Genomic DNA, 23,632 nt, shown 5'->3' with positions numbered 1-23,632 from the left:
ATGTGCTTGTCTTAATTTGAAAGGAGGAGACACCGACTTTACTTATAAACAGCCACCACTATACTATGAAACCAATGTTTTATCTTCAATAACAATACATTATGAACAATATTCAGATTATTATTCAAGCACGTATGACATCGACAAGACTACCAGGTAAAGTGATGATGGAGTTGTGTAACTTGCCTGTACTGCAAGTCATGATGGAGCGATTACCCCATCTAAAAAAACACGTCATTATCGCCACTACCGATGATGGTTCAGAAAAGCCCATTACTGATTTATGCGATCAGCTGCAAATACCTTATTACCGAGGCAGTACGGAGGACGTACTTGCAAGGTATTACCATGCAGCGAAAAAATTTGGTGCGACTAAAGACACAACCATTGTCAGATTGACCAGTGACTGTCCGCTTATCGATGAATCGCTTTGTCAAAAGGTCATAGATAAACACCAAGAAGGACAGTACGATCTCGTCAACTTAGGACCTCATAGCGGCTACCCTAGAGGGCTAGACTGCAGTGCATTTACATTCAAGCTGCTCGAAGATACACACAACAAAGCAAGTACGCCAAGCGATCGTGAGCATGTCACTCTTGGTATCTGCAAATTTAACTCTTGTAGCCAGTATACATTCAGCGCAGAACATGACTACAGCCATTACAGACTCACGCTTGATGAGCCTGATGATTACAAAGCGATTAAGCAAATATACCTAAAAATGGAACATAAATTTAACTTTTCTTATGAATTACTAATAAAAACGCTCAAGAAACACCCCGAACTTGCCGATATAAATAAGCATGTGGAGCAAAAAAGGACGTAACCCACTATGAATTAACGTAAAATTGACTTATAGTTTACACGCAGTTTAGCTCGGGAACATATTGATGATACAAAAAAATATTTTAGTCACAGGTGCAACGGGTTATAAAGGTACAAGGCTTGTCCCTAAACTTCTTGATAAAGGCTATAAAGTCGTTGCACTCGATACACAGTGGTTCGGTAACTTTTTACCACAACATGAAAATCTCACCGTAGTAAAAGGAGATGTTAGGCATACATCTGACATCAACCTTCAAGGCATAGACAGCATCATCCACCTAGCGTCTATAGCAAACGACCCATGTGGGGACCTCGACCCTAAGTTGACTTGGGAAGTCAGTGCGCTTGCCACCATGCAACTCGCAGATAAGGCAAAACGCGCTGGCATTGAGCAGTTCATTTATGCCTCATCTGGCAGTGTCTATGGCGTCAAAGACGAACTTCAAGTAACAGAAGATTTACCGCTAGAGCCGATTTCTGAATATAACAAAACGAAAATGGTCGCAGAGCGGGTCTTAATGAGCTACGCCAATGATATGGCAGTGCAAATCGTTCGTCCTGCAACAGTATGTGGTTTGTCTGATCGCATGCGTCTTGACGTTTCAGTGAATATGCTAACCATGCAAGCATTATGCAACGGCTTGATTACCGTATTTGGGGGCGCGCAAGTAAGGCCAAATATACATATAGACGACATCACAGATCTCTATGTATTTATGCTGGAAAACCCCACAAAGACCAGCGGAATCTTCAACGCTGGTTTTGAAAACATATCCATTATGGATATTGCCAAAATGGTCCAACAGAAAGTCGATTGTAAAATCGAAGTTACTCCATCAAATGACCCCCGATGCTATCGCATTAACTCAGACAAATTGCTGGCTACGGGTTTCAAGCCTAAAAAAAGTGTCTCAATTGCCATTGATGAAATTGCTTCAGCGTTTCACGAAGGCAAGTTATCCAACCAAGACCGCTACTACAACCTGAAGTGGATGCAACAGGAAGTATTAAAATGAGTTCACACAATGCACTACCAAAATTACCTGATATTTCAATCGTGGACACTATTACGCAAGAGTATGTCAATAATTTGAGTTTGGTATTGCAACAACTCAACCACCAAGACATAAAAAGTTTTACTCGTGCTTTGATGTCAATGCGCAAACGTTCTGGCACGTTGTACATCTGCGGAAATGGTGGCTCAGCGGCCAATGCGATTCATTTAGCCAATGACTTTACGTTTGGTATTTGCCCCTCTGGTGATGCATTAAAAGTTGAAGCACTGAGTGCAAATAGCTCAGTTTTAACGTGCTTAGGCAATGATATTGGCTATGAGAATATTTTTAGCCACCAGCTGAAGGTAAAAGCGAGTGAGAAAGATATTTTACTTGTTTTGTCCGGCAGTGGTAACTCCTCAAATATCATCAATGCAATTGAACAAGCCAAGCACCTTAAAATGATGACCGTCGGTATTTTAGGTTATAGCGGAGGCGGGGCAAAACCGCGGCTAGATTTGCCCTTTCATTTCAATATCGATGACATGCAAGTATCTGAAGATATGCAGGTCATTCTTGGCCACATTTTAATGCAATCACTTCATCAACTGATATTACAGGAGTCTTAATGCTAACCGTAGTATATGGTATTACATCTTCTACCGATATGTTCATGAAGTCTGAGTTTAATCACGGTAACAACGTATTTGCTTGTACTTATGGCAAGGAAGAATACCAAGGTCAATTAGCACACTCACTGGAAGACTTAGCCCAGTTAGATCCAACCTCAATCTCACGCGTCGTCATTTGCTCAGAGTTTGTACAAGACATTTTAAAGTCACTCAAAAGCATTCATGTTGATATCAGCAAATGCTTCTTCTTCAATCATATGCGTGAACAGCTAGTCCCCTGTGATAGCTTACTTACAAACTCGATCTGCACAGACTCCACGTTATACGCTATTTACGATCTCGCCTATAACTTGCCGTGCTTTGACGTGATCACCTTTATCATTTTAGCTGAACAAGAACGTTTAAAACAAAACAAGCAGTACATTCAATTTATTGTACTGCCTAGCTGGAACGACAGTGATGCTGGTGTAAATGTTTTCCACACCAAAGATGATACGCAATGGCGTTTAGAGAAAGTAGTAAAGCCCATGCTCTCATGCCTACCCAGCTGCATTTCCGTAGAACAGCCTTTGAATCGGAATCAAATAGAAGTTTACCAAGCTTTAAATGTGGTCACTTACCCCGACAATTATTTTCAGAATAACCGCCAGCCCGCTGGAGACTTTAAATTACTAAAACGGTTGGTCGAAGAAAACGCAAATTTAAGTGTACTGACTCCCCCTAAGCAAGCACAAAAAATCATTGAAGACTACATGAGACATTATACTCAGGGCAAAAAGTTAATCACACTCACTTTGAGAGAATATGACGCAAATCCAGAGTACCGAAATAGCAAACTATCAGACTGGCTTAGATTCGCACAAACTTTGCAAGGCAAAGGCTTCTATCCTCTAATCATTCGTGACACCTATGCGATGGGTCAACCACTACCATCGGAGTTCAGTCACATTCCAACTTACCCTGCTGCTTCCATCGATGTGCATTTGCGATTAGCACTGTACCAAAGCGCCTATATCAATATGGGGATAGAAAACGGCCCCCTGTATTCAATTAGTTATCTAAAAGGCGCGCGCTCAATTATTTTTCGCAGACAAAGTAATGCCATCCCTAACCTGTCAGAACGCACCAATCAAAATTTCTTTTTCAAAGTTGGTGAGAATCATTTTTTCAATGACAACCAATTTCAAATCAATGCTTGGATGGATGATTCATTCGATAACCTTTTGACTCAATTCCAACAGCTAGATGAAAGCATACAACGCAGTGAGAAATAAATTATGAGTAATTCACCTATTCTTGTACTTGGTAGCAACTCCTTCTCTGGCGCCTCATTTTGTTCTCATTTGATAAAGCAAGGATTAGAGGTAATCGCAGCCAGCCGTTCCCTCGAACCTAATGAAGCACTGCTGCCCTATAAATGGCATAAAAACCTAGATTTAGTGACATTTCATCAGCTTGATCTAAACCATCATCTTGATGAAATCATGTCATTAATCAAGCAGCACAAAGTACGCTACATATATAACTTTGCCGCCCAAAGTATGGTTGGTCAAAGCTGGCAGCATCCTGAGCACTGGTTCATGACAAATACCGTCTCAACCGTTCAGTTTCACAATGCATTACGACAATATGACGGTCTTGAAAAATACATTCATATATCAACACCTGAAGTTTACGGCTCATGCTCTGGGTTGGTGACTGAATCGACGAGCTATCATCCAAGTACCCCATATGCGGTTTCTAGAGCCGCCGCAGATATGAGTTTACACACCTTTAATGAGGTTTATGATTTTCCAGTTGTATTTACGCGCGCTGCCAATGTTTTTGGTGAAGGGCAACAACTTTATCGGATCATTCCCAAAACAATTTATAGCGTGCTGAATAACGAAACCTTCCCACTTCACGGAGGGGGGCACTCAACTCGTTCGTTTATTCATATGGATGACGTATCACATGCCACTCAGTTAATCGGCGAACAAGGTAATACTGGCGATATTTATCATATTTCTACATCTGAAAACATCACCGTCCGTGCGCTTGTTATGCGAATTTGCGAGATGCTTAACACGCCTTTCGAGCAAGTCTGTCATGTCAGTGAAGATCGTTTGGGGAAAGATGCCGCATATCTACTAGATAACACAAAACTCAAATCAGAACTGGGCTGGCAAAGCCAAGTTTCCCTAGATAATGGGCTAGATAGAACCATTGGGTGGGCTAAAAACAAATTAGATGTCCTAAAAACGTTACCCAAAGAATATGTTCACAAACCATAGCGAGTACAGTGATGGGACGAGAAATAGACTTATTACACAATTATCCAAAATCCAAGCGTGATTTATCAGGTAGGCTGGAATCAAAAACCGATGCAGTCCGAGCGATAGCTCGCCAATTTGGTAAAGAGTTTTTTGACGGGGATCGAGAGCATGGCTACGGGGGATTCAGTTATCACCCTCGTTTTTGGCAACCAGTTGTACCTGATTTTATTAGTCATTTTTCTCTTCAAGAAAGTAGTCGAGTATTAGATGTGGGCTGTGCCAAAGGCTTCATGTTATATGATTTGCTCAATGCAATACCGAAACTCAATATACAAGGCGTCGATATTTCCGAGTATGCGCTAGAACATGCAATTCCTGAAGTGAAACCTTTCGTGTCCAAAGCTTGTGCCTCTGACCTGCCATTTGAAAACAACAGTTTCGACGCTGTGATTTCAATCAATACAATTCACAACCTGGAAGAAGATGCCTGTGCACAAGCTTTGCAAGAAATAGAGCGTGTCTGTGCAGGAAATAGCTTTGTTACTGTCGATGCGTATCGCAATGACGATGAAAAAAAGAGAATGGAAGCTTGGAACCTAACCGCCAAAACCATGAAGCACGTTGATGAATGGAAAAGCTTCTTCAATAAAGTTGGCTACAGTGGCGATTACTACTGGTTTATACCCTAAAAGAGAGGAATTCAGATATGTTCGAAACTAAAGCAAAAGAAGTACAAAACCAGTCTCAGTTCGACGATTATAATTCACAAGGCGGCGTCACTCTTGGCCCCTACACTTCTCATATTTGGAAAACAGATCCAAGACATCTCGGCTTTTTGTTGGCGCGCTATAAATTTGTCGCAAAAATGCTAGAAGGTAAAAAGTGGGCCCTTGAAATGGGGTGTGGCGATGCGTTTGGTACACCTGTTGTACTGCAAACCGTTAATAAAGTGACGGGTGTCGATTGGGAACCGCTGCTAATGGAAGATAACGCGATCAGGCTTGCCGACTACAATTGCGACTTCCAGTGTCTGGACATAACAAAAAATGTCCCTGAAGGAGAGTTTGACTGTGCATTTTCACTGGATGTTATAGAGCATATCCCAACGGAGCGAGAGCACCTTTACATGGAGAATATCTGTAAAAACTTATCCCAAGACGCAATTTTTATCGTCGGCTGTCCTAATATTACAGCCAATGAGTACGCTTCTGAAGCCAGTAAAATTGGCCATATAAATTTAAAGCATCATCATGAATTACGTGCCTTGATGAAACAACATTTTGATAACGTTTTACTCTTCTCAATGAATGACGAAGTGGTGCATACGGGATACTACCCAATGGCACATTATTTATTTGCTGTAGGTATAGGTAAAAAAGCACATGGCTGATTTGAAGCATATCTATTTTCAAACGCTGAGAATTAGGAAAATAGAAGAAGCCATCGCTGCCAAATATCCAGAACAAAAAATGCGCTGTCCAACACATTTATCTATTGGACAGGAGCTGGTACCCGTTGCTGTTTCAAACTTTCTAACACACTCAGATAAGGCTTATAGCTCTCACCGTGCACATGCGCACTATCTTGCCAAAGGCGGTAACTTAACTAAATTAATCGCCGAGTTATATGGCAAAGTGAGTGGCTGTACAGCTGGTCGGGGCGGCTCCATGCACTTAAGTGATTTGGATTGTGGATTTATTGCCAGCACAGCCATTGTAGGCAATAGTATTCCGCTTGCCACGGGCAATGCACTGCATCAACAGTTAACGCATTCTGAGGGATTAACCATCAGCTATTTCGGTGACGGTGCGACAGAGGAAGGGGCCTTTTATGAGTCGTTAAACTTTGCTGCGTTAAGATCTTTGCCTATTGTCTATGTGTGTGAAAACAATCAATACTCGGTGTACAGCCCTCTGTCCGTTAGGCAGCCAAACAATCGTAGCATCTCCAAATTATCAGCTGAAATAGGGCTAAAAAGCTTCTCAGTCGATGGCAATAACCCCACGCAAGCACTGAAAGTTGCTCAAACAGCGATTAACCATGTTAGGGATCATGGTAAACCTGTACTTGTCGAGTATTTTACTTATCGTCATCGGGAACATTGCGGACCACATTTTGATGATGACTTGAGCTATCGTAACCAAGAAGAAGTGCAAGCATGGCTTGACAATGATCCACTCACCAACCTTGAAAAAGCCCTAGATAAGGACCCCGAGTTTAGTGCGTTTCAAAAACTTGCAATAAACGAAATCAATCAAGAGATTGAGCAAGCTTTTGCCGCAGCAGAAACAGCCTCTTTTGGGTTAATCGAAGATAATGAGAGGTTTATCTATGACTGATAAAACGACCAGTTTTGCGCAACAAATTCTTGACGCTCAGCATTTAGCAATGCAGGAAGATCCTAGCATGATCTGCATGGGTCTTGGTATCGATGACCCTAAAGCAATTTTTGGTACGACTCTGGGGCTGCAAGAAACATTTGGTGAGCAGCGAGTTTTTGACATGCCAACTGCAGAAAACGCCATGACCGGAATTGGCATTGGCGCCGCGGTGGCTGGCACACGTGTATTGATGACCCATCAACGTGTAGACTTTTTTTTACTTGCCATGGACCAACTTGTCAACAATGCAGCTAAATGGCATTACATGTTTAATGGCCAAATGGCCGTGCCTTTGACAATCAGGCTTATTGTCGGCCGAGGTTGGGGACAGGGCCCCACTCACCAACAGAGTTTACAGTCATGGTTCTCACATATACCAGGGCTAAAAGTGGTGGTGCCAAGCTTAACAGAGAATGTCGGTCAGTTACTGTATAACGCTATCATGGACAACAACCCAACCATCTTCCTTGAACACCGATGGCTGCACAATCAAATTGCCCCCAATAAATCTGCTTGCCAGCCTTTCACCGAAGTACCACAGCATACGAGAGTGCTGCGCACAGGTAGTGACTATACAATTATCAGCAACAGCTATATGTTGTCTGAAGCGCTTCAAGCACAAAAGTATTTGCAACAATACGATGTGCACTGTGAAGTCATAGAAATTGCCTCACCAACGAACATTGATTGGCACATCATTTATCAATCAGTCAGTAAAACAAAACGGTGTATCGTCACGGATATGGGCCACACATTCTGCTCTTTAGCCAGCGAGATTGCCAATAGAGTATACAGTCACTGCTTTGACACATTGCTTTCGCCTGTATCCGTCATCGGACTCCCAAATTACCCAGAGCCAACGAGCTATGGTTTAACCAAAGAATATTACCCAGATGTCAATACAATTATTAAAACAGTCTCAGACAACTGCGGTATAGAAATTGCACAATTAAAGACACGTCAACACCATGATGTTCCTGGAGAATGGTTTAAAGGGCCCTTTTAGTTATGGATTTAAAAATTACAAATAAACTCGCGTTAGTAACAGGTAGCAGCAGAGGGTTAGGTGAATCTATTGCGGAGTCTCTTGCAAAAGAAGGCGTTAACGTCATTTGGGCTGCTCGAGATCTTGAACAACTCAAAGAAAATGCAGCGCGCTGTGAGCGAGAATATAACAACAAAAATATTGTCATTGAAGCAAATCTAAAAGATAGCACCGGTGCAGCACAGTTAGCTGAAAAATTAAAAGCACAAAATCTTATACCGGATATTATCGTTAACAATGTTGGCGGTAATTTAGGCGTCACAGATCCTCTCTCAGACGTCACCGCATGGAAAAACGTTTTCGACTTTAATTTATTCAATGCAATCGAGTTAAACAACCACTTTATTGACAGCATGGTTGATAAAAAGTGGGGGCGGATTTGCCATGTCTCTTCTATCGCTTCTCTTGAGAACCAAGGCGCCCCCCAATACTGTGCAGCCAAAGCCGCACTGAATGCATATGTTCGTAGCGTAGGAAGGTATGTATCTGAACACAATGTCATTATGACAGGAATTTTACCTGGGGCCGTGTTCACTGAAGGTGGGTACTGGGACGAAACCAGCAAAACACGCCCAGAACACGTAGAGAAATATCTCAATGAAAGAATGGCCATTAAGCGATTTGGCACCAGAGAAGAAGTTAGCGAACTAGTCGCATTTTTAGTGTCAGATAAAGCATCATTTTGTGTCGGTACTTCATTGCTAGTTGATGGTGGTCAAGGCCGCGTCTTTTATGAGGGCTAATTTATGAATCAAGATCTGAGAAAACGTATAGCAGAGATCATTTATCAGGCAAAAGAAGGGCACATACCAAGCTCCTACTCAATTGTTGATATTATCAATCATCTATACACATCAGTACTGTCTTATGACAGCAACAACCCAAATTGGGAAAAAAGAGATTACTTCATCCTGTCAAAAGGTCATGGATGTGCGGCCTTATGGGTAGTGCTTGAAAAGCTCAACTTATTGCCAGAGCGAGCTCTGGAACAATACTCTCAATTTGGTGGGATCTTGGGTGGTCACCCTGATAGAACTAAAGTCCCCTTTGTTGAAGCATCGACGGGCTCACTGGGACATGGTATGCCAATGGCAGTAGGCTGTGCACTTGCGCATAAAATAACGGGGAATGACAATAAAGTGTTTTGTTTGGTGGGGGACGGTGAGTGCCACGAAGGGACTATCTGGGAAAGCGCCCACGTTGCGGCCAACCGCAACCTCAACAACCTCACTGTCATTGTTGATTGGAACCAATCTGCCGCGCAGTTGTGCCCAACCGATGATCTCCCTGCAAAATGGCGCAGTTTTGGTTGGCATACCGTGGTTTTTGATGGTCACGATCAAGCTCAAATCGAAGCGGCTTTTTGCCAAAATGACGCTAAAGCCCCCACTGTTTTAATTGCAAAAAATATCAAAGGCAAAGGGGTAAGTATGACTGAAGGTCACGGCCCTTGGCACCATAAAATCCCATCAAAAGAAGAACTAGAACATATTTTGGAGGCACTGTCATGAGTAATTTAAGACAAGCATTCGCAGATAAGATGCTTTCTGTTGGTGCCCAAGACCCTCGTTTAGTGGTGATGGTGGGAGACATCAGTCATGGTATTTTAAAACCTTTCGCTGCAGAGTATCCACAAAGGTATTATAACGTGGGTATTTGCGAGCCAACCATTGTCGGTATGGCAGCAGGCATTGCAAGCACGGGCCTTGTCCCTGTCGCCCATACTATCGCACCTTTTCTCATTGAACGTTCTTTCGAACAAATCAAACTAGACTTTGCATATCAACAGTTAGCCGGCAATTTTATTACCGTTGGCGGCGCTTTTGACTACGCTCAGTTGGGGTGCAGCCATCATTGCTACAATGATATCGCATTAATGTGCCAATTGGACAATACGGTGGTCACAAGCCCAGCCAGTGATTATGAATTTTCTGAATTATTCTCGCAATGTTACGACCAAGGTACAATTAACTATTTTAAGCTCACTGAAAACCCGCACAGTATCGACTTTACTGGGAAAGTAGAACTTGGCAAAGCCATCGTAGTTGAGCAAGGAAACGATCTAACATTGATTGCTGTAGGACCTCAATTGAAACAAGCTGTGTCGGCATATGAAAACCTCACTGCTCATGGACATAGTGTCGAATTAATCTACATTCATACAATTAAGCCTTTTGATGCACAAACAGTTATCGATAGCATAGCTAAAACAAGAGCAGTCATTGTATGTGAAGAGCTGTCGGAGCATGGAGGTGTCTATGATGTCGTTATGCGCCACTGGGCAAGCCGTGACAAAGCGCAATTTAAGCAGTTAGCAATTAAAGAAATGATCCATGATTACGGAACCTACGAGCAATTGTGCCAAGTTGCTGGTTTAACCGAAAAGCACATTAGTGATCACGCAATTACCATGCTTGAGAAAAAAAAGGCGTAGTTATGTCAGATGAGCACGACTTAAATAAATACCGCAATATTAATTATGACACACGGCAATCGTGCTCCGTATGTGGCTTTAAAAATACCGTACCAGTGCTGGAATTACCAGCACTGCCACTGACCGAAGTCTTTATCAATCAGCCCGGCATTCCAACACTTGGGGAAACAGATCAATCACTGCATTGCTGCCCAAAATGTGGCCATGCCCAATTACAAAATGTGCTCGACCAATCATTACTTTACTCTAGTAAAACAGGCTATGAATTTAGAAGCTCTCAAAGCTACACAGGGAGAAAAACGGCAGAATTCTTCAAGCAGTTTTTAACCTCACTGAACTTTAAAGAACACTATAACTGTGCGCTAGAAGTCGGTTGTAATGATGCCTATTTACTCAAAGAATTGAAGCCAATAGCAAAAGAGCTAATTGGTATCGACCCAATATTAAAAGGCCATGAAGCTGATATTAACGATGAGCAAGTCACGGTATACGGTGAGTTTTTTGAAAGCTGTAACGTGAGCCAATCGCCTGACTTGGTCATATGCAAAGATGTCATTGAACACGTCACTGATCCCAAAGCCCTTATTCAAGAGCTTGTCAGCGTAGCTAAAAACAACGCTCTGTTTTTAATCCAAGTGCCTATCTGGGATAAACTTGTCGAAAATTACAACTTTGACCATGTTTTCCACCAGCACCTGAACTATTTCAGCTTGGCTTCGTTTACCACCCTTTTAGAATCACTTGGGTGCTCACTTATTGACTGGACCGTCAATGAGCAACATTGGAATAGTGCTATTTTTGCATTTACAAACCAAACAGCGGCAACCAAAGGTCGAATCCAAACCGTCGACATCGAGTCTGTCGGCGCCAGTATCAGAGTATTTCAACACCAAATGCAAGCTTGTGAGTTGGCATTAGAAACTGCCGCGCGTCAACTCCCTGTTTATGGCTACGGTGCCGCACTGATGCTACCGGTGATCAAATATCACTTTCCCAATCAGCTTGACGTTATTAGTCAAATTTTTGATGATAACCCAAATCGAAATGGTCAATATTACTTAAATTCAACCACACCAATTGTATCCACCGAGTGCGCTGAAGGTCTTAATGATGCTGCCGTTATGCTCACAGCATTTTCTTCTCGCTTAAATGCAAAAAGGATGCTAGCAAGACTGAGTAATGAAATTCAGCCAAAGCAAATTTACTACCCGTTTTCTTTATTAAGCGGAACGATATAGGGGTGCAACACTATGTCTTCTTTCCACAACAAACACGAGCTCATCACCAATAAAATTTTCAGCGGTGAATTGATAATGCCTCATAGGTATGTCTTTGTGCTGACAAATCTCTGTAATCTTGACTGTAGTTTTTGCTTTCAGGACAGAGATCGACGCGACGATGCAATGACCACTGAGGACTGGTTAAAAGTCGTTGAGCAACTGCCAGAATATGCGCGTGTCACTTTCACTGGTGGTGAGCCCTTAGCGTTTAAAGACTTTGAAGTCATTGTCAACGCAGTAGCAAAAAAACATGATTGTAATATGATCACCAATGGGCTGTTACTCTCTGAAAAGAAAATAGACTTTATATTGAGTAAGAAAAACTTCAAAGTCTTGTCTATCTCAATCGATGATATCGGCAACTTAAATCGAGATGTAAAACCACGCCAATGGGAGAAGTTAGTCAGCCAAATAAACTACTTTCACAAGCGTAAAGCCGAGCTAAATAGCGATTGTGTGTTAGACATTAAAACCGTTGTGTTAGACAAAAATGCAAAAGACTTACTCACGATACATAAGTACAGTGTTGAAACGTTAGGTGCTAATACCCACGCTTTCCAATTCCTTAAAGGCAGTCACTTACAGCATTCTGATAAAATGCATGACATGGTGGAGATGTATGCAACCTCACATGCGCCTACCTACGAGCACTTCGACGTGATCTTAGAGCAGTTAGAGCTAGTCAGACAATACAATCAGCACAGCCAATGCAATGCCTTTGTTCACCCAAAGATTTGTGATTTGAGCTCAGCCGAGCCTATACCCAAAGTGTCTTATATCAACAGTGAGCGATTCCGTCCCAAAGATTTTCAAGCCTGCAAATTTCCTTGGTCTAGTGTTCACATTAACGTTGATGGCAATTTATTCCCTTGTATCGCTGTCAGTATGGGTAACGTAAAAGATACCGCGTTAGAAGACATTGTTACTGGGGAGCTATTCACTGAGTTTAAAGATGCTTTATCCAAACACCTTGTGGAGGGCTGTAACCGCTGTGGCTGGATAAGACCTAACCCTAAATTGAATATCATTGACTCTATTACTTTAAAGTAGGTAACTATGGATAAAACAGTCATCCTTGGCGGTAGTGGTTACATCGGTAGCAATGTGAGCAAAGCCCTTCATCAGCAAGGGATTGAAGTCGTTGCGCTCAGTCGAAAAGACGTAGATCTTGAAGATAGCGCAGCGGCTGTCTCAAAGCTAGCCGGACATTTGTTAGATGCTGAAAATCTAGTTATCTGCTCAGCCATTACCCGCACATCGGCAAATGACACCAACAGCTGCAACCAAAATATTAAGCAACTCCAGACAATTATTACCGCTTTACAGACTTACTTACCAAAGCGAGTGATATATCTTAGCGCCGCAGATGTATATGGTCATTATGGAAGTCGCGCCACAGAAAGCGCCGTATTAACACCGCAAAATGAATATGGCGCATTTAAAGTCTTTGCAGAAAATATGCTGCGGATCAACTTTGCTGCGCGGTGCAAGCTTTCCGTGCTGAGGTTTTCAGGTGTGTTTGGGGGTGATCAAGATACCACTAGTCTCATTTATCGCTTGCACAGCTCTGTCATCAACAAAAAGACTATTTCTTTGTCAAATAATGGCTCAAGCAAACGTGACTTTGTGCCTGTTACACTATTAGCTGAGGCGATTAAACAGCTAGTCAGATGCAACACCTGTGGTACGTTTAATGTCTCAACCGGGCAAGAGCTAAACATTGTCGAACTAGTAAATTTAATAGAACATAACTGCGACAAAAAAGCGGAGCTTAATTTAACCTCTGATAAATCAGATAGAGATTTTGATTTGTCTTTGGATAATTCAAAATTAATTTCTCACTTTCCTACACTGTGCATACCAAACTTGTACGATGCCTTAACGCGCTTTTTATGTGAGTTACCCCATGAACAATAGTATTCCCAATGAGTTTAGTGCGGCCGTGTTAACTAAGACAAATAAAGCACTGGAAATCAAATCAATAAAAACACCAGAATTAGAATCAGGACATGTGCTTGTAAAAATAAAGCAAGCGGGATTGTGTCGTAGCCAGCTAATGGAAGCACGAGGGCATCGAGGTGAAGACAAATATTTACCGCATCTACTTGGTCATGAGGGTGTGGGACAGGTCATTGCAACAGGGTCTGGGGTCACTAAAGTTAAAGTCGGTGAACGCGTCATATTAGGCTGGCTCAAAGGCAGTGGCATAGACACAGGCGGTATGGTGTTCTCGTCAGTCAGCGGAGAACAGATTAATGCTGGGCCCGTCACGACATTTTCAGAATATACTGTTGTAGCAGAAAATAGAGTAACCCCCTGCCCTGATGATATTACTGATGATATGGCGGTGCTTTTGGGCTGTGCGCTGCCAACCGGCGCCGGCATTGTTCTTAATCAAGCAAAACCAACCCCAAATGACACGGTGGTGCTGGTTGGTCTGGGTGGAATTGGGTTAAGCGCCCTCCTTATGCTGTTGCACTTCCAACCAAAATCAATCGTTGTCATCGATGCCAACCCCAGTAAGATAGCGTTAGCCAAATCACTGGGCGCTACTCACGGCTTTGAGCTTGATGAAAATTTGCAAAATACCCTCAGTGAGCTATTCCCTAGTGGCTTTGATATCGCCATTGAATGCGCGGGACAGACCAGCTCCATTGAACTGGCGTTTGAGCTGATTAATAATTCAGGAAGATGTATTTTCGCTTCTCATCCACCAAACGGTGAAAAAATACAACTCGACCCTCATGCGCTTATTTGCGGCAAAAAAATTGAAGGTTCTTGGGGCGGAGGTTCAAATCCGGATACCGATCTGGTCAAAATTGGCCGTATCTTACAAAGTATGACGCTACCAACCGAGTTATTCGTATCTCATAGATATTCTTTAACTGACATTAATAACGCATTCGACGACCTTGAGCGAGGTGCTGTTGTCCGAGCGATGATTGAGTTTGAATAGCATGTTCAGGGTAAATGAAAGAAAGGCTAAAAGATGAAAAATACAGTATTAGTACAAGGTAATTTTGACGTTTTACACCCTGGCCATATTCGTCTTTTAAACTTTGCTAAAGAGTGTGGAAAAGAGCTCATTGTCGCCGTTAACTCAGACAAATCTATGACTGTTAAGAGTCGAGTTTCAGAGCGTCATCGTTTAGAAATGGTGCAATCATTAGAATGTGTTTCAAATGCATTTCTTACGGACTCAACACCAACAGAAGTCGTTCGAAAGTACAAACCAGACTTGGTAGTCAAAGGTAAAGAGTTTGAAGATAGGCCAAACGATGAACTAGACGTTTTGTCTCAATACGGGGGCAAACTCATTTTTGGCTCGGGTGAATTCGAATCAAATGCTGAACAATTTATTAAAAAAAATCGCCCAATAGATCGCAGCTTTGATTATTCGGAAGCCATCAGTTATGCGCAAAGGCATGATATACAATTACAAGAAATCGAAGATTGCCTAAATAGAGTGAAGCAAGTAAAAGCACTCGTGATTGGCGAGGTCATTGTCGATGAGTATGTTCAAGGAACCGCTGTTGGGCTGTCCCAAGAAGATCCCACCATTGTGATGACACCAAGTAAAAAAGAGACGTTCTTGGGGGGGGCAGCCATAACTGCAGGACATATTAAAGCAATTGGCGCACAAACGGTGCATTTGATATCTGTGCTGGGAAATGATGACGCGGCATCGTATACCCAAACACATATACGAGATTACCAATTAGAACCTCATTTTTTTACCGATGAAAGCCGCCCCACGCCTCTAAAAACAAGATATAGAGCTAGTTCCAAAACACTGCTGCGAGTTAACCAAGTTCGCCAACATAAGATATCTAAATCACTTCAACAGGATATTTTCTCCACCGTAGAATCGTTAATTCATGATTTAGATTTAGTGGTGTTTTCTGACTTTAATTATGGCGTTTTACCCCAGAAGCTAGTTGACCAAATTACCCAACTTTGCCAACAACAACAAATCAAAGTTGTCGCAGATAGCCAAACCTCGTCACAAGTTGGAGATATCTCTCGTTACAGGAACATGGACCTCATCACGCCTACCGAAAAAGAGGTACGTGTTGCGCTGAACAACCCAGATGACGGTTTAGTGATCTTAGCTAAAAAACTGTCAGAGAAATCTAACCCGAAGAATGTTGTTATTACTTTGGCTGAAGAAGGGATCTTCATCCACAAACCAAGTGATAATTGCCAGCAATGGGAAAACGACAGATTACCCGCAGTGAATAAGAACGCAGTTGATCCTGCCGGTGCTGGTGATTGCTTTTTGGCCGCCAGTGCTTTAGCACTCACTGCAGGCGCTACATCCTGGCAGGCATGCTACTTGGGCAGCATCGCATCCGCATGCCAAGTAGGCTCTGTAGGTAACACACCACTGGAATTAACCACGTTAAAAAAAGCCGTTATGGACTCGTTTAGTTAAATGAAAGCTATTTTACTTGCAGCGGGCCTTGGCACACGCCTTCGCCCTATTACAAACTCTATTCCGAAATGCTTAGTACCAATAAATGGTAGACCTTTGCTCGATTTTTGGATTGAAAAGCTTATCAAATTAGGTGTCGATGATATCCTGATCAATACTCACTATTTTTCTGAACAAGTAGAACGATTTGTCCACCAACATCCTCATAAAACTAAAATAACCTTGGTAAAAGAGCAGACGCTTTTAGGTACGGGTGGGACACTCATAGCAAATGAAGATTTTTGGAAAAATGATACAACGCTCGTCATTCACGCCGATAACTTTTGTCAAGATTCTCTAGATTCATTATTATCTGCACACAAAAATCGACCATCTCGATGCCATGCCACGTTATTACTATTCGAAACAACAACACCACAACAATGTGGTATCGTAGAATTAACCCATGACGGAGTTGTGCAGGCCTTCCATGAAAAGGAGTCTAATCCACCGAGTAACCTCGCAAGTGGGGCATTATTCATTTTTTCTGAACAGGTCCACAAAAACTGGTTATCCCACTTCGAACGAGATAAATTTTACGAAATCAGCGTAGATTTTATACCACTGATGATTGACAAGTTATACACTTATAAAACTTCTGACATTTATATAGATATTGGTACGCCAACTGCATACCAGAACTTGCAGTCAAAAATAAATTAAGTAAAAAATGAATATTGTCAAAGAGCTTCTCAAAGCGCCACGCAGTAACAATGCGCTCTATGTCGGCGGTAAACACTACTCTTATGATAGTTTGCAACATATCGCTAGCTCTATCATGATTCAACTCCAGGATGATACCGGCCCAATCGGGATCCTATGCTATCGAGATATTAGCTATTATGCCTTAGTATACGGCTGCGCGATGTCTGAGCGCACGTTCGTTCCGCTCGGTGTAAAGTTTCCAATCAATAGGCTTATTTCAGTAATTGAGCAAAGTGGCATTCGTCAGATAGCCTACAGTGAAAGCTATCAGCATATCGCTACTGAGCTCAAAGAAGCCCTTCCAAACGTGACGTTTTATTGTGCCGATAGCCCAACACAAACAGCAAATCTGAGTTTGCCACTCTCTGATATAATAGGTAACCATCCGGCGTATATTCTGTTCACTTCAGGTTCAACAGGCCAGCCTAAAGGTGTGCCTATTAGTTATGCTAATTTAAACAGCTACCTCGGCTATATGATCAATTATCTAGGGCTCGATGAGACAGATAAAGTCAGTCAATTATTTGACCCTACTTTCGATCTCAGTATTCACGACATATTTGTTACTTGGCTCAGTGGCGCATGCTTATATGTGCTGCCAGAAGAAGCGATGATCGCCCCAGGTAAGTTTGTGAAAAAACATGATCTTACCGTGTGGTTTAGTGTACCTTCAACCGCAGCAATTATGGGTAAATTAGGTATGTTAAAACCCGACTCTTACCCAAGTTTAAAATTCAGTTTATTTTGTGGAGAACCACTCCCTATCGCACTAGCTACGCAATTCCAACAAGCAGCATCCAACAGCACCGTCATCAATCTATATGGACCAACTGAAGCAACAATCGCCTGCTCACTCCATGTATTTAATGCTAAGCGGTCTTACGCTCACTGCTATACACCAATTGGCAAGCCTTTTCCTCACATGCACTTTTCTCTAACAGATCAAAATGAGCTTTTAATATCAGGTCCACAAGTGTTTTCCGGTTATATAAATAATGTAGAAAAAACAAACAGTTGTTTAGTGAAGATTAACAATAAAAGTTGTTACCACAGTGGAGATATAGTTAAATACAACAAGATGGACGAGCTAGAGTATGTATCAAGAAGCGATGACCAAGTGAAAATTCAAGGCTATCGCATTGAACTCTCTGAAATCGACACACTTGCAAAATCAATTCTGTCTAACCCTTTGGTGCAAAGTGTTGCTACCCCTAGAGGTGCACCACAATCCATCACTTTATTTATTTGTGGTAATGCCGATAAAGAGCTAGAGCAGATTGCTATCAAAAAACTCAAAGCCAAAGTTCCTGCCTACATGGTACCAAAAAATATCTATTGGCTAGATAGCATGCCTTTGAATTCAAATGGTAAAATAGACAAGTTAGCTTTGTATGCAATGTTGGAGAAAAAATGAGCTTAGCAAGAAATATTGAAAATACTATTTATCAAACATTGATTGAAAAACATGGTGAAGACATTACCAATACTATTAATAAGGACGAGAGCCTAATAACTGCAGGTTTGTTAGACTCCATGGACTTTATAACGATGCTGATGAATCTTGAAAACACGTTTGATATTGATATCGATTTTGAGGACGTCGACCCTGTCTCTTTTACCGCGATAAATGGATTGGTTAAACTACTCAGCGAACAAGAAAATGCCTAATAAAGTCGATTGGCAAACAATATACACCACTGAGTATGTCAAAGCACCTGAATGTTGGAAAACATGTGGTGGTTATTGTTGTAAGAATTTTTATGGTGAGCACTTTAATATTCTGGATAAAAATGGGGTGTCTTTACCACTGCTCGAGTCAGAGTATAAATACTACCAGTCTATTGGTGGCATAACCAATATTACTGAACCTCCCAAAAAGCGAACATTTAAACTCTCTAATGGTAAATCATTTAGCATTTATTTACTGTCTTGCAATTGTGGCGGGGTTTGTGAACCACACGGCCATCGCCCATTAATATGCCGCATTTATCCTTATTTTCCAGTTGTGGACGCAACAGGTACCATTTACGACTTTGAATATGCCGCATTAATGGATTTATTTTACCGTGATCCAGATGTAGACCATAAATGTACTTTAGTTAGAGAACAATCCATCCGGATTAAAAGGGAACTTTCCGTTAGCCTCAAGCCACTACTAAAGGATCCCGAAGTCGTATTCGTTTTTCGCTGTCTAAAAGAGCTTGTTGACCGTCTTAAAACGAAAATGGATGGACACATCAATACTTTAGACGATAAACAATTGAAAAAATTTATCACTAAATACGAGTGGATGATTCTTTCAGGCAAACCGTGGAAGGATAAAGCATTCTCTGAGCGCATTGACCAAATATATGATGAAGTCAAAACGGCATTTGGTGGAAAGGACTTTTTATGAAATCAGCCTCTGTAGAAGCAATTAAACAAACACTTTACGGCCTTGGGATAAAAAAGGATGACAACGTCTTCATTCATTCATCTCTCTTTTCAGTAGGAAAAATTGATGACGTCCAGCCTCAAGACATCCCTAAGGTCCTGCTGTCTTGCTTTGAAACAGTTATTGGAAACAAAGGCAGCATTTTCATGCCTTGTTTTAACTATGACTTTCCAAAAACGCGCCATGCGGACCTCACTATCCAAGAAACAACGCTTGGTTTTTGGCCTGAATGGTTTAGAAAACAAAAAAATGTGGTTAGATCAGCTCATCCAATGTTTTCTATTTGTGGTGCAGGAGCAAGTGCACACAAAATATGCCAACCCGAACGGCCTGAATTATACGCATTTGGTCAGGGTTCAACATACGATCGCCTCATCGAATCAGATAGTGTATTAGTTTTACAAGGGATCGGCTTGAGGGTAGCCACTGTCGTTGTACAAATAGAAGCTATGCTAGGGTTACCCTATCGTTTTAATAAACCTTTTTTTGGTCAAGTGACACTCTCAACAGGGCAGACTATCGAAGATAACTTTTATCATTTCTGCTTTCCCTTAAACAATGCCTATAGAGAAGATTATGCTGCACTCGAAGCCTCATTGCTATCAAGCGGCGTAATGCTGAAGAAGCCTTTTGGACGCGGTTTTATTTTTGCGGTGAGAATGAAAGCGCTCTATGAATTTATTAAGAATTTCACAAAAGATGATCCCTTTGCGCTATTAAATTGCCGTCCTCAATATTTATATCGCTTTGAGAACGGCAGTGAGATAGCTTACACATCACCTATCAAGTGATTTATTTCATTATAAGCAGCGATAAGTACATCTGCTTGTCGCCACTGCTTGCCGCCCGAGCGCCCTGAAATAATCATATTGTCCACGCTGCTTTCAAGTGTATGATAATTTTTATCATTATTCTTCTCGAAAGCCTCTGTCGGGACTGGGAAAGTATTATGAATAACCTGCTTAACATGAGCGATACACGAAGATTCAATATCAATCACCCCCATGCCCTTGAGTTCCTCAATGATTGAATCAATTCGATAATTTTCAACTTCGTCAGGTTTACACAGAATCTCAGCAGATAAAGTATTTGTCGTACTATTCGGATTTAAATTTGGGTACAAAGTCAATCTAAAAATATCTGTGCTCTTATCCCAAACCCACAAATAATGAGACTGCCTGTCCAACAGCGCCTTGTCTAAATTTAGATGAAATACGATGGCTGTTCGCAATTCAGGTTTATTTGCAACAACAGGCAAACCCAGTGCTTTAAGCGCAATAAAAGGAGGCGCACTCCAAAACAATAAGTCACACTCCAATGGACTGTCATGACCTTCAATAAACACTTTTTCAACTTGACGTGCACGGGTTTCCAAAGAGCGGATCTTACAATTGCACCTTACATCGACCCCAGCTAACTCAACCTTAGTTTTAAGAAAATCAACCCATGCTTGAATCCCTGAGTTAGTCGTTGGATAAAAATAATCAGGTGTTGTAGAGGCATCTCTGCGCTGCCTAGCCAAAAAATGTTCATGTGTTTGGTAACCCAACTTTGCATCAAATACAGGCATATTTTTGAGTTCATTTGCAACGTCAGCATCAAATGCAAGGATGCGTGTAAAACCAAATAGACCTGCCCCCATTGTCAATGAATTAAGATCTGTATGCCTGCCGTATAGCTTTTTTAAAATTGGTATTACAATGTGGTCTGTAAACGTCTCACCTAATGATGCTCTGCAGTACGGGACGATAAGATTTTCATCTGGAAAGTCTGTGCTTTGGATCATTTCAGCACAACCCTGATAATAAACTTCTTTATCAAGCTTTTTACTATCTGCGAAAGGAGAGCTTAGATCCCAGCTGTTTTGAAAATAATTGCCTGATTTAAGTTTTGTAATGACATTCCAATAATTTGAACGCTCTGCTTCAGTTCCAAATAACAGATCATCGAGTTCTGAGATCCCTGTTGCATTCGGGATATGAGACCCCATATCATAACTGGCACCCCGTTCATCTTGTATGGAGCGAAACAAGCCTCCGACTTCACTCCCTTGCTCTATCAGTGTAACTTGCTTGAAACGACGTTTAAGTAACAATGCAGCCATTAAACCGCATATACCACCACCGACTACTACTGCTTTATCGTGCATAATCGCCTCTAAACTTGAATTTAAACACTTATATACTGCCTTTGAAGCCAGGATTTACACCTGATCTAAATCAGCTTTAAAAGCAGTTATTGACCACTGCGCAGCAATGATTTCACCTGATGAATTTTCTGTCTTACTCAATAAAATATCAACAAATTCAAAATGGCTAAACAACTGTAAACTATCTTCTTTTGATGCAAAATAAAGGCCATCTATATCGGTAAATCCTGAATACGTGAGCTCAGTTGTAAAATTTCGAGACGTATTCTTTGCACTCCTATGTGCAGGATGAAGATCTGAATAAATCTGGGAATATATGCGCCCACCAGGTTTAAGTACACGCGCAATGTCTTTAAGCGCTAATTGAACTTGTGGCCTAGGTACACAATTTAAAGCGCTACGATCAATTACCAAATCGAATGTGTTGTCTTGCCAAGGTAATTCGACAAAACTACCCACTTTTAAATCAGCCGATAGGCCATCCTTCCCAATACGTCGCTTTGCAAATTCAATTGCACTAGGGGCACAATCTATACCCGCAACATCAACGCCTTCCGATGCCATAAAATAAATATTATTTCCAGCACCACATCCGACCTCCAGTACCCTGAGATCTGGAGTTTTACTTCTGAGCTGAAAGACCAATGATACAATATCGCTAAACGGATATCGGTTTAATTGCTTGCCTGACCGATAAATTGACTCCCAATTGGCCATTATGTCATCTCTAATAGCGCTTGTTCCTCAAGCTTATTGATAGCACTATACATATCAGAAACACATTTGTTTTGTTTATCAGCGATATCTATTGTGTCGTGCTCACCATCACTGTAGTTCAAGAGCATTTTAATATCATTGAGTTCATCAAGCTGACTCGTACGCTCTTTACTAAAAAAGCTCAATGTCGGGTACAGACCACGCTTACCTAGATTTGGCTCTCCAAATGGGTACTTGTTTTCAAATGTCGCCACCTGCTCGTGTGCCAATAAGATCTTTTCAAGTTTATCTATGCTGTCTATTAATGGCGCTATACCCATTTTTTCCTTGTTATCTAACGACGTATGATATTCCTTAAATCCACTGTGAAAACAACGGCTCACACAGCACACAGGTAGCTGAAATCCAGGAGAATTATACTGCCTTTCATCAGAGCCACTAAGCGGGCTGAAAGGAATATTTTGATGATTAAAACCATGCTCATTTAAGTGATAAAGTAATTTATCTAGCACTCCATTGTCATTGCGACTGTGTTTAAAGACGAGCTCGTCAGGCTCTCCCCCCATGCAATTAATCACCAAACCTGACACAAGGTTTTTTCTTAACCCCTCCCCTTCGAGGTGCAAAAGCCCTAAGCTTCCTATTGTTTCAGGATGTAACGCAAAGCGGTAAGTATATCGCCGCTTTGGCCATTGTTTTATACGGTGATAAAGACCGAGTAAAACGAGAGGCCCGCTAAGCTCATTATTCGCCATAGATGGGTGGCACAAATAGGAGCTAAGTAATACTTCTTTTTCTGACTCCCCAGCTAAAACCGTTTGCGCAATATCCAGTGAACCATCTACAAACTCACTTTTTACAACCGCACGATATTGACCTGGTTTTAAATTATCTCTGACTTCTTGAGAAACACAGAACCCCCACCGCTTTTTATAGTAGCTTGTAACATAAGGGATTGCCTGTGGTAATTCGGGAAGGCTATAAAGGTGGTCCTGCAACTCATCCAATCCCATCTCTACATTTACAGGTTCAGAGTAGTTAACCACCTCTAAATTTAGACGTTTCATATCAGCTACTTTTTCACCATCAGGTCCAAGCACATATGCATCTTCACAATGCCACTCTTTAGGGACTTGCCAGTCAAAAATCATGCTTCCGGAACGAATCGAGCTAATTTCAAGTGGCATAAAACGATTGAAGATGCCATAACTCTGACGCAAACCAGGACCCGTTATAGAGCGTAGTATTGGAAAAAGCTCGTCATACAGTTCACTATAAAATGCTTCAGTTTCGTGATATTGCACG

The 23,632-nt window shown here is 41.6% G+C and carries 25 protein-coding genes; 22 read left to right on the top strand and 3 right to left on the bottom strand.

Annotated features, from left to right (window positions below; all coding sequences use genetic code 11):
• Window positions 1-101 precede the first annotated feature (101 nt).
• The 22 genes from S4054249_RS06295 (at window position 102) to S4054249_RS06190 (ending at window position 20,252) form a co-directional block, all read left to right on the top strand.
• A complete protein-coding gene (locus tag S4054249_RS06295; RefSeq protein WP_046357574.1) occupies window positions 102-827 on the top strand; it encodes a cytidylyltransferase domain-containing protein in 726 nt (241 codons plus the stop codon).
• Window positions 828-891: 64 nt separating this feature from the next.
• Window positions 892-1,842 carry an NAD-dependent epimerase/dehydratase family protein gene (locus S4054249_RS06290; protein WP_046357573.1) on the top strand — a complete coding sequence of 317 codons (951 nt, stop codon included), beginning with the start codon at window positions 892-894 and terminating at the stop codon, window positions 1,840-1,842.
• Window positions 1,839-2,450, top strand: a complete 612-nt coding sequence (locus tag S4054249_RS06285; RefSeq protein ID WP_046357572.1) for an SIS domain-containing protein — start codon at window positions 1,839-1,841, stop codon at window positions 2,448-2,450. Before S4054249_RS06290 ends, S4054249_RS06285 begins: the two co-directional genes overlap by 4 nt.
• Window positions 2,450-3,727, top strand: a complete 1,278-nt coding sequence (locus S4054249_RS06280) for a hypothetical protein (RefSeq protein ID WP_046357571.1) — start codon at window positions 2,450-2,452, stop codon at window positions 3,725-3,727. Before S4054249_RS06285 ends, S4054249_RS06280 begins: the two co-directional genes overlap by 1 nt.
• A gap of 3 nt (window positions 3,728-3,730) precedes the next feature.
• Window positions 3,731-4,726, top strand: a complete 996-nt coding sequence (locus S4054249_RS06275) for an NAD-dependent epimerase/dehydratase family protein (RefSeq protein WP_046357570.1) — start codon at window positions 3,731-3,733, stop codon at window positions 4,724-4,726.
• Window positions 4,727-4,737: 11 nt separating this feature from the next.
• Window positions 4,738-5,397 carry a class I SAM-dependent methyltransferase gene (locus tag S4054249_RS06270; RefSeq protein ID WP_046357569.1) on the top strand — a complete coding sequence of 220 codons (660 nt, stop codon included), beginning with the start codon at window positions 4,738-4,740 and terminating at the stop codon, window positions 5,395-5,397.
• A gap of 17 nt (window positions 5,398-5,414) precedes the next feature.
• Complete coding sequence (locus S4054249_RS06265) at window positions 5,415-6,098, top strand: class I SAM-dependent methyltransferase (RefSeq protein ID WP_046357568.1); 684 nt, start codon at window positions 5,415-5,417, stop codon at window positions 6,096-6,098.
• The gene (locus S4054249_RS06260; protein WP_046357567.1) at window positions 6,091-7,047 is read left to right on the top strand and encodes a thiamine pyrophosphate-dependent dehydrogenase E1 component subunit alpha; all 957 of its coding nucleotides are present in this window, start codon (window positions 6,091-6,093) and stop codon (window positions 7,045-7,047) included. The genes S4054249_RS06265 and S4054249_RS06260 overlap by 8 nt, the downstream gene beginning before the upstream one ends.
• Window positions 7,040-8,095, top strand: coding sequence for an alpha-ketoacid dehydrogenase subunit beta (locus S4054249_RS06255; protein ID WP_046357566.1), 1,056 nt, complete (start codon window positions 7,040-7,042; stop codon window positions 8,093-8,095). The genes S4054249_RS06260 and S4054249_RS06255 overlap by 8 nt, the downstream gene beginning before the upstream one ends.
• 2 nt (window positions 8,096-8,097) lie before the next feature.
• The gene (locus S4054249_RS06250; RefSeq protein WP_046357565.1) at window positions 8,098-8,877 is read left to right on the top strand and encodes an SDR family NAD(P)-dependent oxidoreductase; all 780 of its coding nucleotides are present in this window, start codon (window positions 8,098-8,100) and stop codon (window positions 8,875-8,877) included.
• Window positions 8,878-8,880: 3 nt separating this feature from the next.
• On the top strand, window positions 8,881-9,645 hold the full coding sequence (locus S4054249_RS06245; protein WP_046357564.1) for a transketolase: 765 nt from the start codon (window positions 8,881-8,883) through the stop codon (window positions 9,643-9,645).
• Window positions 9,642-10,568, top strand: a complete 927-nt coding sequence (locus S4054249_RS06240; protein WP_046357563.1) for a transketolase family protein — start codon at window positions 9,642-9,644, stop codon at window positions 10,566-10,568. Before S4054249_RS06245 ends, S4054249_RS06240 begins: the two co-directional genes overlap by 4 nt.
• 2 nt (window positions 10,569-10,570) lie before the next feature.
• The gene (locus S4054249_RS06235; RefSeq protein WP_046357562.1) at window positions 10,571-11,806 is read left to right on the top strand and encodes a class I SAM-dependent methyltransferase; all 1,236 of its coding nucleotides are present in this window, start codon (window positions 10,571-10,573) and stop codon (window positions 11,804-11,806) included.
• Between the two features lie 96 nt (window positions 11,807-11,902).
• Window positions 11,903-12,898: a radical SAM protein gene (locus S4054249_RS06230; protein ID WP_167354832.1), complete on the top strand. Its 996-nt coding sequence runs from the start codon at window positions 11,903-11,905 to the stop codon at window positions 12,896-12,898.
• A gap of 6 nt (window positions 12,899-12,904) precedes the next feature.
• Window positions 12,905-13,765, top strand: coding sequence for an NAD-dependent epimerase/dehydratase family protein (locus S4054249_RS06225; RefSeq protein ID WP_046357560.1), 861 nt, complete (start codon window positions 12,905-12,907; stop codon window positions 13,763-13,765).
• Window positions 13,755-14,804 (top strand): zinc-binding dehydrogenase, encoded by a 1,050-nt coding sequence (locus S4054249_RS06220; protein WP_046357559.1) that lies wholly within the window; start codon window positions 13,755-13,757, stop codon window positions 14,802-14,804. Before S4054249_RS06225 ends, S4054249_RS06220 begins: the two co-directional genes overlap by 11 nt.
• A 33-nt stretch (window positions 14,805-14,837) precedes the next feature.
• Entirely contained in the window at window positions 14,838-16,283 is a 1,446-nt protein-coding gene (locus S4054249_RS06215) for a PfkB family carbohydrate kinase (RefSeq protein ID WP_046357558.1), read from the top strand.
• Window positions 16,284-16,985 carry a nucleotidyltransferase family protein gene (locus tag S4054249_RS06210; protein ID WP_046357557.1) on the top strand — a complete coding sequence of 234 codons (702 nt, stop codon included), beginning with the start codon at window positions 16,284-16,286 and terminating at the stop codon, window positions 16,983-16,985.
• Window positions 16,986-16,992: 7 nt separating this feature from the next.
• Complete coding sequence (locus S4054249_RS06205) at window positions 16,993-18,441, top strand: AMP-binding protein (RefSeq protein ID WP_052961088.1); 1,449 nt, start codon at window positions 16,993-16,995, stop codon at window positions 18,439-18,441.
• Window positions 18,438-18,695, top strand: a complete 258-nt coding sequence (locus S4054249_RS06200; protein ID WP_046357556.1) for a phosphopantetheine-binding protein — start codon at window positions 18,438-18,440, stop codon at window positions 18,693-18,695. The genes S4054249_RS06205 and S4054249_RS06200 overlap by 4 nt, the downstream gene beginning before the upstream one ends.
• Window positions 18,655-19,422: a hypothetical protein gene (locus S4054249_RS06195; RefSeq protein ID WP_046357555.1), complete on the top strand. Its 768-nt coding sequence runs from the start codon at window positions 18,655-18,657 to the stop codon at window positions 19,420-19,422. Before S4054249_RS06200 ends, S4054249_RS06195 begins: the two co-directional genes overlap by 41 nt.
• On the top strand, window positions 19,419-20,252 hold the full coding sequence (locus tag S4054249_RS06190; RefSeq protein WP_046357554.1) for an AAC(3) family N-acetyltransferase: 834 nt from the start codon (window positions 19,419-19,421) through the stop codon (window positions 20,250-20,252). Before S4054249_RS06195 ends, S4054249_RS06190 begins: the two co-directional genes overlap by 4 nt.
• Here S4054249_RS06190 and S4054249_RS06185 read toward each other — a convergent pair.
• Genes S4054249_RS06185 through S4054249_RS06175 form a run of 3 tightly spaced genes read right to left on the bottom strand, consistent with a single transcriptional unit; the run spans window position 20,231 to window position 23,631 of the window.
• Complete coding sequence (locus tag S4054249_RS06185; RefSeq protein WP_230851811.1) at window positions 20,231-21,610, bottom strand: NAD(P)-binding protein; 1,380 nt, start codon at window positions 21,608-21,610, stop codon at window positions 20,231-20,233. The two genes, S4054249_RS06190 and S4054249_RS06185, sit on opposite strands and share 22 nt — an antisense overlap.
• 54 nt (window positions 21,611-21,664) lie before the next feature.
• Window positions 21,665-22,327, bottom strand: coding sequence for a class I SAM-dependent methyltransferase (locus S4054249_RS06180; RefSeq protein ID WP_052961086.1), 663 nt, complete (start codon window positions 22,325-22,327; stop codon window positions 21,665-21,667).
• Window positions 22,327-23,631, bottom strand: coding sequence for a DUF4910 domain-containing protein (locus S4054249_RS06175; protein ID WP_046357552.1), 1,305 nt, complete (start codon window positions 23,629-23,631; stop codon window positions 22,327-22,329). Before S4054249_RS06175 ends, S4054249_RS06180 begins: the two co-directional genes overlap by 1 nt.
• Window position 23,632: the final 1 nt, after the last annotated feature.

The sequence above is a fragment of the Pseudoalteromonas luteoviolacea genome (assembly GCF_001750165.1).
In the GTDB taxonomy this organism is placed as follows: Bacteria; Pseudomonadota; Gammaproteobacteria; order Enterobacterales; family Alteromonadaceae; genus Pseudoalteromonas; species Pseudoalteromonas luteoviolacea_G.
This window is presented reverse-complemented; position numbering and strand designations above follow the sequence as displayed.

Excerpts from the sequence above, each read along its gene's own strand:
- S4054249_RS06295 (WP_046357574.1), top strand. The coding sequence starts at position 102 with ATGAACAATATTCAGATTATTATTCAAGCACGTATGACATCGACAAGA.
- S4054249_RS06290 (WP_046357573.1), top strand. The coding sequence starts at position 892 with ATGATACAAAAAAATATTTTAGTCACAGGTGCAACGGGTTATAAAGGT.
- S4054249_RS06285 (WP_046357572.1), top strand. The coding sequence starts at position 1,839 with ATGAGTTCACACAATGCACTACCAAAATTACCTGATATTTCAATCGTG.
- S4054249_RS06280 (WP_046357571.1), top strand. The coding sequence starts at position 2,450 with ATGCTAACCGTAGTATATGGTATTACATCTTCTACCGATATGTTCATG.
- S4054249_RS06275 (WP_046357570.1), top strand. The coding sequence starts at position 3,731 with ATGAGTAATTCACCTATTCTTGTACTTGGTAGCAACTCCTTCTCTGGC.
- S4054249_RS06270 (WP_046357569.1), top strand. The coding sequence starts at position 4,738 with ATGGGACGAGAAATAGACTTATTACACAATTATCCAAAATCCAAGCGT.
- S4054249_RS06265 (WP_046357568.1), top strand. The coding sequence starts at position 5,415 with ATGTTCGAAACTAAAGCAAAAGAAGTACAAAACCAGTCTCAGTTCGAC.
- S4054249_RS06260 (WP_046357567.1), top strand. The coding sequence starts at position 6,091 with ATGGCTGATTTGAAGCATATCTATTTTCAAACGCTGAGAATTAGGAAA.
- S4054249_RS06255 (WP_046357566.1), top strand. The coding sequence starts at position 7,040 with ATGACTGATAAAACGACCAGTTTTGCGCAACAAATTCTTGACGCTCAG.
- S4054249_RS06250 (WP_046357565.1), top strand. The coding sequence starts at position 8,098 with ATGGATTTAAAAATTACAAATAAACTCGCGTTAGTAACAGGTAGCAGC.
- S4054249_RS06245 (WP_046357564.1), top strand. The coding sequence starts at position 8,881 with ATGAATCAAGATCTGAGAAAACGTATAGCAGAGATCATTTATCAGGCA.
- S4054249_RS06240 (WP_046357563.1), top strand. The coding sequence starts at position 9,642 with ATGAGTAATTTAAGACAAGCATTCGCAGATAAGATGCTTTCTGTTGGT.
- S4054249_RS06235 (WP_046357562.1), top strand. The coding sequence starts at position 10,571 with ATGTCAGATGAGCACGACTTAAATAAATACCGCAATATTAATTATGAC.
- S4054249_RS06225 (WP_046357560.1), top strand. The coding sequence starts at position 12,905 with ATGGATAAAACAGTCATCCTTGGCGGTAGTGGTTACATCGGTAGCAAT.
- S4054249_RS06220 (WP_046357559.1), top strand. The coding sequence starts at position 13,755 with ATGAACAATAGTATTCCCAATGAGTTTAGTGCGGCCGTGTTAACTAAG.
- S4054249_RS06215 (WP_046357558.1), top strand. The coding sequence starts at position 14,838 with ATGAAAAATACAGTATTAGTACAAGGTAATTTTGACGTTTTACACCCT.
- S4054249_RS06210 (WP_046357557.1), top strand. The coding sequence starts at position 16,284 with ATGAAAGCTATTTTACTTGCAGCGGGCCTTGGCACACGCCTTCGCCCT.
- S4054249_RS06205 (WP_052961088.1), top strand. The coding sequence starts at position 16,993 with ATGAATATTGTCAAAGAGCTTCTCAAAGCGCCACGCAGTAACAATGCG.
- S4054249_RS06200 (WP_046357556.1), top strand. The coding sequence starts at position 18,438 with ATGAGCTTAGCAAGAAATATTGAAAATACTATTTATCAAACATTGATT.
- S4054249_RS06195 (WP_046357555.1), top strand. The coding sequence starts at position 18,655 with ATGGATTGGTTAAACTACTCAGCGAACAAGAAAATGCCTAATAAAGTC.
- S4054249_RS06190 (WP_046357554.1), top strand. The coding sequence starts at position 19,419 with ATGAAATCAGCCTCTGTAGAAGCAATTAAACAAACACTTTACGGCCTT.
- S4054249_RS06185 (WP_230851811.1), bottom strand. The coding sequence starts at position 21,610 with ATGCACGATAAAGCAGTAGTAGTCGGTGGTGGTATATGCGGTTTAATG.
- S4054249_RS06180 (WP_052961086.1), bottom strand. The coding sequence starts at position 22,327 with ATGGCCAATTGGGAGTCAATTTATCGGTCAGGCAAGCAATTAAACCGA.